A 14268-nucleotide genomic window follows, 5' to 3' on the forward strand; every position below is an offset into this window, starting at 1 on the left:
CGGCATTGTAGTATTTGCCGGACTTCCCTTTATTGTCGAAATCTTATCTCTTCATAGTAAGCGTGTCCGCGACTTTGTAGAAGGATCAGCCACTGTGATCATTAAAGATGGAAAAGTATTAGAGGAAAATTTAAAAAAAGAATACTATACAACGGACGAGTTACTACAATTATTACGAGGACAAAATATTTTTGACCTTTCTGAAGTTGAATATGCTGTGCTCGAAGCAAACGGAAAAGTAAGTGCCCTTCCCAAGAAAGATTATCGCCCTTTGACACGCAAGGATCTTGGGTTACCTAGTGTGAATGAAAAGGAACCTCATACCGTCATAATGGACGGAGAAATATTAGACGAACCTTTAGATTCTATCGGAAAAAACCGAGGGTGGTTACAAACGGAGTTAGACAAGAAGAATATCACTATTGAGAATGTATTCCTCGGCCAGATCAATTCTTATGGTGCGCTCACCGTCGACTTATTTGACGATAAAATCCAAGTTCCTGAACCACAAGAAAGACCTCTACTGCTTGCCAATATAAAAAAATGTCAGGCCGATTTAGAGTTGTTTGCCTTAGCGACAGAATCTCAGTCAGCCAAAAGTCTTTATACAAAGAACGCGAAAAAAATGGAGGAATCGATGCAAAAGCTCACTCCCTACCTTAAAGATTAAATGATTTTATTATTATAAAACTGCCCATTATTTATAAAAGATTCGGCACCTAGCATCATATAATGGGCACCCATACTATGTGCTCTCTCCATTCCATACATAATGACGATTAATAGAAAAACCGATGGAATTAAACTAAATCCCTAGATTGTTTAATAAAATAATGGCGGTCCGTTGCTTTTAGGCTATTCATAGATGGGAGTTTGCAACTGCACACTTGTTCCATATGGTGTAGCGAACACAGAAGACGACTCATGGCAGTAGGACCGTTCATTAAAAGCAAAGGATGGGTGGCGAGGAAACGGGGAGATTCCTAAGCCCCCCCATTCGATGTGTGAGAAACGAATCCCTTTCCCAGAAGGACTATCTTCCACTATCCGTGTTCTATTGCAATGAACCTCCAATGAACCTCTCTATATCAAGGGTTTTAATAGGACCGCCTGCTATCAAGATTTGCATGCAAACTTAGGAATGGCTGCCTTTTCTTGAAGTGGCATCGAGACACTTATATGGTAAAGGGGCGGAGGGAAACGGGGAGACTCCTATGGGATGTTCGGGACAGCTGAGACCCCACAGGACGAAGTCCGAGGAGGCTCAGCGCCCGCCCCATGGAAAGCGAACCGTTTCCCGTAGCCCCTACATTCACACAAACATCTCGAATTCAAGCACAATCTCTGATTTTGTATGCTAATTTATATGTTAAATACCGATAATCGTTGATATAACAAGGAATAATAAGAGACCAAATCATATGCGATTTGGTCTCTTATTATTATGCTATTTCATATGTTTCTTCCCGAAACGAAACTACTTATCTGTAAAACCCTTTTTCATTAAAATTCAATAGTTATTTTCCTGCCGTCAGCAATCGTTGTACCATTTCCCGCAAATACATCACTTGTTGTGATAGTAATGAACTCCAATTCTTTTGGTTTCGTCTCATCAATAACAAAACCCAGATCACCTATGCGTTCTTCTCCCGGGTCATAATCTCCGTAAAGATTTTCAAGATAAAAATCATCTTTAAAGTCCTTTTTTTCTCCTTGATCTGTCTCTAAAACAGAAACAGGAGCGAAATTCACTTGCTCATCTGCTGTATTTTCAACCGAAACTCTAAACTTAATATAGTTGAAATTCATTTCGTTATGACTATATGCATGAAAAAAGTCAATTAAATCAGGAGAAGGAAAATAGTTTAGTACTTTTACATCTTCAACCGTTAATTGCATAGGACCGATTTCCATATTCTCTTCCACCGCTTTAATTGCTTTTAAAGACAATTCCCCATTTTCGTCCTCACTAGTATCACCTACTTCCTTAAGGTTACGATCATCGGAAGCTTGAGGATTATTAACATATTTTTGCTTATCAGAAATTCCTATTTTCTCATCTATATTGTCCTTATCTTGACGATCTTCCTGGGCATGACTTTCGTTGCTGCTATTTTGTGTGGAGCATCCAACTAATAAGATTGAAATAAAGAACAACATGATAAACCGCTTCATACGTATTCCTCCATTAAAAAATAGATAGCAGGGCATAGAGATGCCCCGCTTGAGTTAGTTTTTACTTTTTATGTGCTTTTTTTGGTGACTTCTCATTATCACTTAAAACTTCCATAACCTTTTGACCAATCTCATGATTATCATGCAAGCCAGCAAATTTCTCGGATTGCGGGCCATAGCCATAAACAATCACATCTTCTCCTGTATGACCTCCTGTCGTCCAACCTGTTCCAGAACGTATATCAAAGATACGCTCAATGGCATTATCAATTTCCGTAGTAGATCCGTTAGTTGCAGCATCCTTAACTGATTGAACTTCTTCATTTGTTAGTTCTAAATCAATATATTTCGCTAAGGTTTCTTCTACATCATCTCCGTCAGAAATCTTTGCTGCCATAAAGTCAGGAGTTCGTTTCGCTGCTTTAATTGGTTCTGGATCCCATTTATATTCACCGTCACGCCCCATCGCCATACCGCCAGTTGAGTGGTCTGCCGTTGTAATGACAAGTGTATGCTTATCCTTTTTCGCAAATTCAATCGCCTCTTGATAGGCTTGTTCAAAATCCTCCATATCACTCATAGCTGATACGACATCATTGTCATGTCCAGCCCAATCAATTTGGCTACCTTCTACCATTAAGAAAAAGCCGTCTTTATTTTTGTTTAAACGATCTAATGCAGAGGAAGTCATTTCTGCTAAAGAAGGAACATCTTCTGTACGGTCAATCATTTTATCCATTCCTTTAGGTGCAAACAAACCAAGCACTTGCTCATTATCATCGTTTACCATTTCTTCGCGTGAATCTACGTAACTAAACCCATCTTCTTTAAATTCTTCCGTAAGGTTTCGATCTTCTCTATCAAAATAAGAAGTTCCCCCACCTAGTATGACGTCTACTTTATGTACGCCATCCACTTTTTCGTCAAAATAATCATCAGCGATATCGTTGTAGTTGTGACGAGATTCATCATGGGCACCAAAAGAAGCTGGAGTGGCATGATTCACTTGAGATGTAGCTACAAGTCCTGTAGACTTCCCTTCCTCTTTTGCTTGTTCAAGTGCGGTTTTCGCTTCATTCTTTTCCATATCTACAGCAATTGCATTGTTATAAGTCTTAATACCCGTAGCCATTGAAGTAGCTGCTGCTGCTGAATCTGTTATGCTCTCTTCTTCATCCCAAGAGTATGTTTCCTGCATACCAATTAGATCGTCATCAAACGCGGTGTTCTCTGTGTAAAGAGTAGAAGGGTCATCTTTTAAATAACGATATGCGGAAGTATAGGAAGTCCCCATTCCGTCACCAATTAAAAATATGACATTATGGATTTTAGCCTTATTATTACCAGGCTTCGCTTCCACCTCATTACCAAAGACTCCCACTGAACTACCAACCACTAGCGATGATAAGATGGCAACTGGTAACAACTTTTTGGATACTTTTTTGCTTAACAAATGAATTCCTCCCTAGATTTGTTTTCATTACATATATCATGTTACTAACAAACTATTAATGGAAGATTCACTCCGGGTTAAGCATTTGTAATGTTCTATTAAGTTTCATTTTTAAAAAAAGCATTTCCCTTATAAAAGGAAATGCTTAAGAACTACATTCAAAGTGAGGAACCTGAAGATCCCTCTTACTAGAATAATATATACGATACCACTACATATACAAAACTCATCACTAATGATGGAACTGCATAACGCCACTGACTCGTTGTTGAAGGTCTTAATAACAAGTAGATAATTGCAAGTGTCATGAACACGGCCAAGGAAGCAATGAAAACATGCGAATTGCCAGCAGCAGCTAAAATGGCACCATCTCTATAAAGAAGATCCGTGAAGGCTAACAATTGCATATTAAATAAATTGCTTCCTAGAATAGACCCAACAGCCATCCCATAGTTCGCCATTTTAAAAGCTGCTAGTACTGTGACCAATTCAGGCAGTGATGTAGAAGCAGCAATGAGGAAGCTTCCAACAAAACCCGAATCCAAACCAGATACTTGAGCAAGTTGGTCACCTGAAATAGAAAGTACACTTCCCGCTCCGAAAACAATGAGAGCCAACACAATAAAGCCAACGACAGCTGCTTTTAAACTATAATCTTTAGAAGTAGCTGCAACTTCAGAAGAACTCTCTTCTTCATCATTGGAAATGAATCGTACCATTAAGACATAAAGAAGAACGATCACAACCATCTCGATCCCTACGCCAAACAACTCAGGTGATCCTGGAATAAGCAACGAAGAGATTACAATAACCATAAAGGCTAACCCCATTATTGCGGAAGGCAAGTGTTGTTTATATCCTACGCGTTGAAACAGTCTTCTTCTGCGATAAATAATATCAACGACAGCTAAGATTAATAGATTGAATACATTACTCCCAATCATGTTTCCCACCGCAATGTCCGGATTATCAATGTAAACAGCGGTAATGCTTGTTGTTAACTCAGGTAACGAAGTGGCCCCAGCTATTAAAAATGTCCCTACTGCTGCTCCGCTTAATCTAGATTTTTTGCTAATAATATCCCCAAACGTATTCAAACGAATCGCAGCGATGACTACTACAATGGCCGCTAGTAAAAAAATTAAATAGACCAATCTCTATATCTCCTCTCAACCAGAGCATACAAAAAAGACCCTGGTACAGAATTTTGTACCAAGGTCTTGCGTACTAACGTGATAGCCTCATGAACCAGGTGTATACACACCGTATTGACGATTCAAGAGCCGCATATAGCGGTCGCTACTCCCCTTGTTATCTTTACTATATTGTAAGTGTCGGTAGATAGTCAAGAAGAAATGTTTGAATATGAGTAAAGAATAACATTATGTTGAAACGTCAAACTCTCAATATTCAAGAACTACCATATCCCAGTACTTTATTTTGGGAATTGTAAATTGTAGATGGTCGCCTTCCTGCGAGAAGTCAATTGTTTCAGCCATCCCTTCGTTCCAGTCTGGAGAAGACACCCAAACTTTTTTTACTTGTTTTGATTCCTGGATCGTTACAGATAGAGTCTCTCTCATCACAGCAGAATTTTGAGTCCCATTCGTATCACGCCAATTCATATGTTCTACATCCATATAGTTGAGAAAGTGGATCATTTTTTTATCTGCTCTTTGTTTAGCAAAAGCATAAATCTTCCCTTTTTCAGGTTGACTCGACAATTGAACCCAATCTGAAGATTTGATCTCCAATTCGGTTTCTTGAACCCGATCTCGCAATAGATTTTGGTATGCTACCATGTAATCATAGTAAGCAATTAAGGAGTCTTGAAGATCCTCGGACATGTCTAATTTGTTATGCGGGAAGTATTCTTTCGAGAGCATATGTTCCCCAAGTTCTAAGTGGCCACCACCCTGAGCGAATATCAAAGCATCCGTATAAAGGATACCTGGACCGTTAAAACCACCTTCTTGATCGGACATTTTATAATTCATATAAGCTGCTAACACGGAAGGTTTTTCAAAGGTTTGATGGTTTTCCTTTAAAATCTGTTGCAAATCTTGATACGTCTTGTATGGATCCCATACTTCTGTATATAGAAAAGGGACGAGCGAATCAGCTATTTGTTTTTGTCCATACTGATTTACTGCATTCATAATCAGACTTTTATCCATAAATTGACCCGAAGCATGGTTTAGAAAGCCTGGATATGCTTCTTTAAGCTTAATCCTTTGGCCTTCTGAATCAAAAACATCTCCACGGTCTCCTAACTGGTCAAGGTGCCACCCATCAAAATCCAAATGTTCGAACACCCGCTTTTGTTGTTCCATGATGTAATCTTGCCATTGTGAGTGACCAGGGTTCATTAAATAAATATCACTTTTCCATTGATCAGGAAGTTGGTGATTGTCTACTTGATCTTGATTAGGATCCGTGTATACATACCATTCTTGATTCACATTTTCGTTTTCTGCTCCTGCTAGTGACCCGTTTAGTAAATTATACGACATAGCATTTATATTTTTAGAATGTGCTAAATCAATATAGTTTTCTATGGTTTGAAAGTCTACCGGTTGATTGGCGATATTAGCCCAGCTTGAGAGCGGTTTGTTTCCATCCATCTTCAAAGGCAAATGATGTTCATCCTGCCAATCATAAAACTGGATACCATTAATATGATACCTCGATAACTTTCCAACGATCTCTTCCTGGTGTTTCCTATCTATATTCGAGAAATCAGATAAAAAACCATAACGTGGAAATTTAGTCCATGTTGAAGATACATCAACGGCAATGGTCTTTTCCTGATTGCGATGGTTTATGCGAGAAACCTTTACATAATACCCTTGGTAGTCTTTCTCAGGTGTCTGCCATGACCAATCAAATTCTTGACTTGTCACATGAATGCTTTGTTCATCAATTTTTTGTCCTAAATGGAAATATGAAATGATATAAGTGATCGGCTGATTAGGTTTTTGAGTTAAATGTGCATGAAACTGAGCAGAATCTCCGGGAAGATAGCGAGATTTATTCTTCGAGATAGTAGCTAATTCTAAATTTTCAAAAGAAGATTCTTCAGGCTCTTCCTTTGAAAAAAACAGCATCATAATTGAAGCAATTGGTATGATGACAATCAGCAAAGTCAAGGATCGTTTTTTAATTTTTAATCAACTCCATTGTGTTTTGTAAAAAAGCAAAAGACTAACAGGCAAATGCCTGCTAGCCTTTTTTTAAAATTAAATCCCCGCATGAAGTAAAATATTATGCAATTCTCTCTAAAAGAGATGACCTCTTTATTTAAAAAATAGTTTTACTTTATGACGTTCATCAGCAGGTACATTCACATAAAGCGTCTTTGAACCCTCATCAAAGAAATAAGTTTCTTGGTTCACTTTTACTTCTTCTACTGAATTAACGTTCTCATACTTCGCTTTTGCCGCTTGAACTTTTTCAGGTGCTTTTTCACCATTTAGCTTCAACGTGTAAGAGTCCAATTCAGTATCATAACCCGTTTTTTCTTGGTTACTAGTAAACTCAATGTGTTTACCTTTGCGTTCTAAATTGAAATTAGTCACATTATATTCACCATCTTTGTAATCTAAAGTGGCTCCATCATCTTCATAAAATGAGTAACTTGCTTCATCACTTAGGTATGTGTCTAATACTAAATTTTCAAGTGGTTTCTCACCTGTATACTGTTGTACTTCACGAGTCGGGATCATGGAATCCTTCTTCACATAGATCGGAAGGTGGCTAAGTTCGGCGTTCGTATGAACCGTTTGACCGCCTTCGAACTCTTCACCTGTCCAATAGTCTACCCAAGTTTCTCCCTCAGGAAGATACACATTGCGTTCTGTTTGTCCTTGTTTAACAACAGGGGCAAGCATCATGGATTCACCAAACATAAATTGATCACTAACATCATGGGTGTTTTTATCTTCTTGGAATTGATAAACCAATGGCTGTTGTACAGGAGTACCTTGTTCAGAAGCATCGATAAATGTGTTATACAAGTAAGGCATAAGTTCATAACGCATTTCGATATACTTCTTACTAATGTCTTCTACTTCCTGTCCAAAGGCCCAAGGCTCTTGTCCTTGTTCCACTTCCGCCTTTTCGTCTGCATCGTAGTGAATACGTGAAAATGGCAGGAAAGCTCCAACTTCAATCCAACGAGCAAACATTTCAGCATCTGGTCGTCCAGCAAATCCGCCAATATCATTACCGACAAATGGAACACCAGATAAACCAACATTCGTATTCATCGGAATCGACATTTGCAGATGATCCCATTGACTAACGTTATCCCCTGTCCAAAGAGCCGCATAACGCTGGGAACCTGCATACATATCACGAGTCAAGACAAACGGACGAGTATTTGGCTTGAATTCTTCAAAAGCATCATATGTAGCTTTTGCTTCATCATGGCCATAAAGATTATGATATTCTTCATGAGTCCGTTTGTTTTCACCTTTACCAAACGTTACATCAAGAGGCATCGTGTGATAAGGGCCATCGAATACAGCAGGTTCGTTCATATCATTCCATACACCATCAATACCCTTATCAAATAAAATATCGTGCTTGCCTGTCCACCATTCCCGCACCTTCTTTTGTGAGAAGTCTGGGAACATTGAATCTCCAGGCCATACTTCACCTACAAAATTCGTTCCATCTGGATTTTTTGCCCAGTACTCATTTTCCGTACCTTCGTCATACATAAAGTAGCCTGGATCCTTTTTTACAGCAGGATCATTAATAGTAATTTTATTGAAATTCAAGTTGTCCAACTTCTGGTGCAGCTCTTGATCACCAAACTTATCCGCCCATGTAAATACACGGTATTCATCCATATAATCGATATCAAAGTGCATCGTATCCACAGGTATTTCTTTTTCACGATACGTTTCTGCTACACGCTCAATATCTTCAGCTGAATATTGCCATTTTGATTGGTGTAAGCCAAGCGCCCACTTAGCTGGTTTATCCATTTTTCCTGTAAGTTCAGTGTAGCTATCGAGAACATCTTCAATCTCAGGTCCGTACATAAAGTAATAGTTCAACGTACCATCATCGGCGTAGAAGTAATAATAGTCATCACTTTCACTAGCCATCTCAAAATAAGAGCGGTTCGTATTATCAAAGAAAATTCCGTAAGCTTTTTCATCTTTCAATCCTATAAAGAATGGAATAGATGTGTATAAGTATTTTGTATCTGTTTGATAAGCATAAGCATCTGTATTGAACATTCCAATACTCTCACCTCGCTGGTTTACATTAAGTCCACCTTGCTCACCAAAACCATAGAATGCCTCATCATCTGTAGTTTTTTTATAAACGTAAGGTTTTTCACCGTCATAACCTGAACCATTTTGCATGTAATCTTCATTAATTACATTTCCTTCTTTATCAAGGAATTTGACACCGAATGGTTCTTTTTTAATCTTAATAGTTATTTCTTTAGTTGAAAGAGTAATCTCGTTACCTTGTTCTGAGAATTCGAAAGATGGAGTATCCCAATCCTTCTTTTGAATGGCTTCTGAAAAGTATTCATTATCTCCTTGCTTTAAAATAGAAACCTTCGCCATGTCTTCGGAAAACAAACGGATAAACCCTGATTGATCCGAGGATAAATTCAGTTTTACGCCGTTTTCAACTTGTTCAACACCTTCAACCTGAAGCTGTTTTTTGATAGCTTCTTGATTTAATTCTCGATCTGGATGCGGTTGTGTTACAGCTAATACATTTGGAGCTTGCGTAGATAAAACAGTGGCAACAATAGCCATAGTAGCAATAAAGCGGAAAAATCGTCTAGTTCGCTTGTCCATATATTCTCTCACCTCAAAAATGAATTTTTTGTGACAACCGGTTGCACATTTATTACCTTAAACTTGTATAGGCAAGTGAGCAATACCAAATTTTCCAAGAAATTCATCGGAGCATAAAGGACCAATAGTACTGATACGAATACAATGTAAACGCCCACATACATCCTTTGTAAGAGGTTTCACATATTGTTAAATTCGATCCAAGTGCCTAAGAATTATAATAGATTCATAACAACACAGCAGCAATTGAACTGAACTCATGTAAATTGGTGACTTTTGGAGTCAAAAGAACACAAATATTCTGAAATATCTAGATCTGTAGGAGTAATAAAACCTAGTCATTCTCACATTAACCAATACTTTATCTCCCGTAAAACGTGCTACAATACAAGCAGATTAATTACTTGGAAAGGAAGTTTTTCACCATGGAGACAACTAACAAATCCACACCCCTCTCTCCTTCTTTTGATCCTTGGGAGGCCTACATGGATGTGGATGAATTCGGAAAAATGACGTTATCTAATGTAGAGTTTACTACGACGTATTTATGCAATATGCGCTGTGCCCATTGCGCCGTAGGTTATACACTTCAAGATAAAGATCCCGATGCTTTACCAATCGATCTTATTTTACAAAGGTTAGATGAAATTGAACACCTGCGTACGATAAGTATCACAGGCGGCGAACCAATGCTGTCCAAAAAATCCGTCCAACAATATGTCCTTCCCCTTTTGAAATACGCACATGAACGTGGAGTAAGAACACAGATTAATTCAAATTTAACATTACCTTACTCCCGCTATGAGGCGATTATTCCTTACCTAGACGTCTTACATATTTCACACAATTGGGGCACTGTCGATGAATTTGCTGAAACAGGCTTCGCGTTAATGGATCGTAAGCTATCTTTTGAAAATAGGGCTAACTACTTTGATCGGATTGTGGAAAATAGTCAACGATTATCAAAAGAAGGTGTAATGGTTTCAGCTGAAACCATGCTCAATAAGCGTACCTTCCCTCATCTACTAGAAATTCACGATCACGTATTAGAGATGGGATGTGCCAGACATGAGATTCACCCTATGTATCCTGTAGATTTCGCGAGTAACCTAGAAACATTGAGTCTTGAAGAAATGCGTGAAGGAATTAATCAATTGGTAGATCACCGTGACCCAAACGTATGGATGTTATTTGGCACCTTACCGTTTTATCCATGTAACTCCGCGCAAGAGGATTTAAACATGCTGAAAAAGCTTGACCAAGCACCTAAAGTCACAGTACGAAATGATCCAGATGGACGTTCTCGCTTAAATGTCAATATCTTCTCAGGAGAGATCATCGTAACAGATTTTGGCGATGAACCTGGATTAGGAAACATACAAGACACCTCTTTACCAGATGCTTATGCACATTGGATGAACTCGAAAACAGCTGCAGCATTGAATTGTCATTGTCCCGCTGCTAAGTGCTTAGGACCTAATCTATTAGTGAAAAACACGTATTATAAAGATGTTGATTTTCAGAAGCAACAAGCAAAAATTAAATTGAACCGATAAATAAAAATGAGCCCTGATCCATTCGATCAGAGCTCATTTTTATTTTATTTAACCCCAAATTTCTTTTGCTACATTAACAACAAATTTCAACTTATCCCACTGTTGTTCTTCCGTCAGCTTATTACCATGGTGTGTGGAAGCAAACCCACATTGAGGACTTAAGCATAATTGGTCAAGTGGGACGTATTTTGATGCTTCCTTAATACGTGCCTTAATCGTTTCCTTGTCTTCTAATTCTCCAGTTTTAGAGGTGATAACACCCAGCACCACTTTAGCTCCGCCATTCGGAATATGTTCTAATGGTTTGAAACTTCCTGATCGCTCATCATCATACTCCAAAAAGAAACCATCCACTTTCTCTTTTGCTAATAACGTTGGTGCTATAAGTTCATAACTTCCTTCAAAGGCCCACGTGGATTGATAGTTACCACGACATAAGTGTGTAGTTACTACTAAATCTTCGGGTTTGTTTTCCAAAACACCGTTTATCACTCGTAATGATAAATCAATTAATACATCTCTTGAATAGTTTCCATCATTAAATGGAATTTGTGGCGAAGACAGCCCAGCAATATATACATCATCCAGCTGCAAATAACGTACGCCTGCATCATAAAATGATTGTATGGCATCTTGATACGCTTGAATAATATCATTCGCATATTCCTCAAGATCCGAGTAAACATTTTCGTTAAATATCCCGGCGTTAAAAAGCTGGTTGGGACTAGGTATGGTCTGTTTCGCAACAGCACGACCGTCTACAATTTTGTTCAAATCAATAAAATCCTTTATGAAAGGATGATCGGGGTTAAAGGATATTTTTCCTGTATTTCGAACATCATACTTTTCCGTCTCTATGCCTTCAAATTTATATCCTTGTTCAGGGACATACCCTTCAATTCCATTTAAGTGCTCCAAAAAGTCTAAGTGAAACCATGTTCGTCTGAATTCGCCATCAGTAACTACATCTAATCCAATTTCAATTTGCTTATCAACAATACGCTGTATTTCCTTTGTTTCCACCTCTCGTAATTCATCAGCCGAAATTTCTCCTTCTTTAAATTCTTTTCTGGCTTTGTGTAGATTGTCTGGTCGAAGTAGACTTCCAACGTGATCTGCTTTAAATGGTGCTTTGGTTAAGGTAATGGACATGTGAATTCCTTCTTTCCTTTTTATGTTTGGTTTTTTATTAAAAAAGACCTTAAATCAAGCAAAAAACCTCTTCTAAATTAAGAAGAGGTTTACGGAACATACCTATGTGTTCTGTTCTCTCTTCTTATCTCCCAAGCATTTAACATGCTTGCTGGAATTAGCACAACTCTTTTACAAAGTTTGTTGCCGAGGCTTCAAAGGGCCAGTCCCTCCACCTCTCTTGATAAGAAAAACAAGTTTTTAATTTTTAACTTTATATGAGCAAGGTTAAATTTTCAATAAATTAAGATTAATCTGATAAATTGTATAATAACAAATTTTGCATTGATATGTCAATTACCTATTGATTTTCTCTATAATATTAATCGAAGCTTATTAGTCTATCTCTTTAGTAAAAATAGAATGCTAAGGTACTAAATAATTAAGCAATGACTCTTCTTAAACTAAAATCGCGTCAATTTTTCTAAGTAAAATGCTTATACAATTTTCGAGTTTTCGCATCTATTATAAAAAGGAGGTGAGATTTAATGGCTATAATTAAACCCTTTCTCGATTCTGAGAGATTCGCTTCAACTATAGGAGATGGAACCATCGCTGTAGATGACCTTACTTTTGTTTTTGCTGATACTACTCCAGACACTGGATTAACAGCCTTCCCAACTTCTTATGTATCCTATAACCTTTATTTAAATGGGATCCCTCAACTAGATGGAGATTCGACTTTCGATGGTACGACTCTAACTATTCTTGATGGAGCCTCCCAAAATGCTGGTGTTCCGGTCATGATAGAATTTACTGTAAACTAAAAATGAATTCTAGTTAAAAAGGCAGCAGAGAATCTCCTACAATTAAAGTAGGAGGTTTTCACCATTCTTTTTTTCAATTAGTTAAAGAAAGGGAACGGGGGTGAGTAAAAAATGGTTTTAAAAGCAGAAACACTTGAATATATAACAATTTCTGACGGAGTTAAAAAGACTTATACAAATCAGGATGAATTAGAGGGATATGGTAGTGTAGGAATCTTAGATCCAGCTTGCGTTTCTTATATAAACCTCTATATAAATGGAATGTTACAACCTTCTACGGTTTATTATGTAGAAGAAGGAGCTCTCGTTTTATTGGTAGAAGATGCTCCCCAAAAAGGTGTACCTCTTATTCTTCAGTTCATTAAAATTTATAACCAAACAAAAACACCTACCATAAATTGTCCCAATGAAGTTGTCATAGAGGTAGAACCTTGGGAAACAGGCGCTTTTGTGAACTACCCAGATCCTACCGTTGCAGATAACTGTTCTGATGTTATTTTTTCCTGCACTCCGGCATCTGGGACATTTTTCAACTTAGGAACTACGAAAGTGACATGTACGGCTACAGATATTGACAAAAGTGTGAATACATGTTGCTTTAATGTTCGCGTAATTGTCCGAAGTCAGAGTACATTATTACTAGATATGCTCCTTTTTAAAGATATTCAAGTACAATCTGCAGAAACGTTAAAAATACAGGGTGATTTACAGGAACCAAGAAACTCGTTAAGAAATCGACAACAAAATAGAAATACCTTGAATTATCCTCATTGTATAAAGGCACATACCATCCATGATTGGGTAGTTTTTGATACCGACCATCAGCAAACGGTTTCAATTCCAGAAGAATGTAATATGAAAATCATTAATTGTCGTAATACAGGTGAAGATTTAAGCATTAGTTGTGAGGCGATACCAAATACTAGTAAATTCACTATATTAGATAACACAAAACCAATGCCTGGAATGCCTGAAACAAGCATTGTTTCGATTTGTTTCACTATACTTATACGCATTCAATATTACTGTAACGGTTCCCCACTCTGTAACTTTGACGTAACAGTAACAACTACCGATGAAGTTGTTCTTTGCTATCCTAAATATACTTCTGTCGTAGCTACTGTTAAAGATGTGAACTGTACGATTTCAGAAATAAGTCACTGAAAGTCTGGTAATTATACATGAACGGGGGAGTGACGTTTTTTTCCATTGTGATATATACCCTATCTCCATTAACTGTGTGAAACCCCTAACTTAATACTATTATATGTTTTATTATTGCTTACCTATCAGCA

General features: G+C 37.7%; 10 protein-coding genes and 1 riboswitch. Of the genes, 4 read left to right on the top strand and 6 right to left on the bottom strand.

Annotation, left to right across the window (positions count from 1 at the left end):
* On the top strand, nt 1-670 hold a 670-nt coding region (locus ACFQIC_RS15210), incomplete at its 5' end, for a DUF421 domain-containing protein (protein WP_390217344.1).
* A gap of 833 nt (nt 671-1503) precedes the next feature.
* Here the strand turns inward: ACFQIC_RS15210 and ACFQIC_RS15215 are convergent.
* From ACFQIC_RS15215 to ACFQIC_RS15235, 5 genes are all read right to left on the bottom strand, one after another.
* Nucleotides 1504-2175 carry a DUF4352 domain-containing protein gene (locus ACFQIC_RS15215; RefSeq protein ID WP_204709995.1) on the bottom strand — a complete coding sequence of 224 codons (672 nt, stop codon included), beginning with the start codon at nt 2173-2175 and terminating at the stop codon, nt 1504-1506.
* Between the two features lie 61 nt (nt 2176-2236).
* Entirely contained in the window at nt 2237-3628 is a 1392-nt protein-coding gene (locus tag ACFQIC_RS15220; RefSeq protein ID WP_204709996.1) for an alkaline phosphatase, read from the bottom strand.
* 188 nt (nt 3629-3816) lie between these two features.
* Complete coding sequence (locus tag ACFQIC_RS15225; RefSeq protein ID WP_204709997.1) at nt 3817-4782, bottom strand: sodium:calcium antiporter; 966 nt, start codon at nt 4780-4782, stop codon at nt 3817-3819.
* A 249-nt stretch (nt 4783-5031) separates the two neighbouring features.
* Nucleotides 5032-6777 (bottom strand): glycoside hydrolase family 66 protein, encoded by a 1746-nt coding sequence (locus ACFQIC_RS15230; RefSeq protein ID WP_390217347.1) that lies wholly within the window; start codon nt 6775-6777, stop codon nt 5032-5034.
* A 147-nt stretch (nt 6778-6924) separates the two neighbouring features.
* Nucleotides 6925-9459: a glycoside hydrolase family 31 protein gene (locus ACFQIC_RS15235; protein ID WP_204710001.1), complete on the bottom strand. Its 2535-nt coding sequence runs from the start codon at nt 9457-9459 to the stop codon at nt 6925-6927.
* A gap of 425 nt (nt 9460-9884) precedes the next feature.
* Between ACFQIC_RS15235 and yfkAB the strand changes: the two genes are divergently transcribed.
* On the top strand, nt 9885-11015 hold the full coding sequence (yfkAB, locus tag ACFQIC_RS15240) for a radical SAM/CxCxxxxC motif protein YfkAB (RefSeq protein ID WP_204710002.1): 1131 nt from the start codon (nt 9885-9887) through the stop codon (nt 11013-11015).
* Nucleotides 11016-11063: 48 nt separating this feature from the next.
* Here yfkAB and ACFQIC_RS15245 read toward each other — a convergent pair whose 3' ends face one another.
* The gene (locus tag ACFQIC_RS15245) at nt 11064-12167 is read right to left on the bottom strand and encodes a 5-methyltetrahydropteroyltriglutamate--homocysteine S-methyltransferase (RefSeq protein WP_204710003.1); all 1104 of its coding nucleotides are present in this window, start codon (nt 12165-12167) and stop codon (nt 11064-11066) included.
* A 121-nt stretch (nt 12168-12288) separates the two neighbouring features.
* Nucleotides 12289-12397, bottom strand: a riboswitch (SAM riboswitch).
* 297 nt (nt 12398-12694) lie between these two features.
* Here ACFQIC_RS15245 and ACFQIC_RS15250 point away from each other — a divergent pair.
* Nucleotides 12695-12973 carry a DUF4183 domain-containing protein gene (locus ACFQIC_RS15250; protein ID WP_204710004.1) on the top strand — a complete coding sequence of 93 codons (279 nt, stop codon included), beginning with the start codon at nt 12695-12697 and terminating at the stop codon, nt 12971-12973.
* Between the two features lie 111 nt (nt 12974-13084).
* The gene (locus tag ACFQIC_RS15255) at nt 13085-14137 is read left to right on the top strand and encodes a DUF4183 domain-containing protein (RefSeq protein WP_204710005.1); all 1053 of its coding nucleotides are present in this window, start codon (nt 13085-13087) and stop codon (nt 14135-14137) included.
* Nucleotides 14138-14268 lie beyond the last annotated feature (131 nt).

Source organism: Halobacillus seohaensis (genome assembly GCF_042663045.1).
Classification (GTDB): Bacteria; Bacillota; Bacilli; order Bacillales; family Halobacillaceae; genus Halobacillus_A; species Halobacillus_A seohaensis.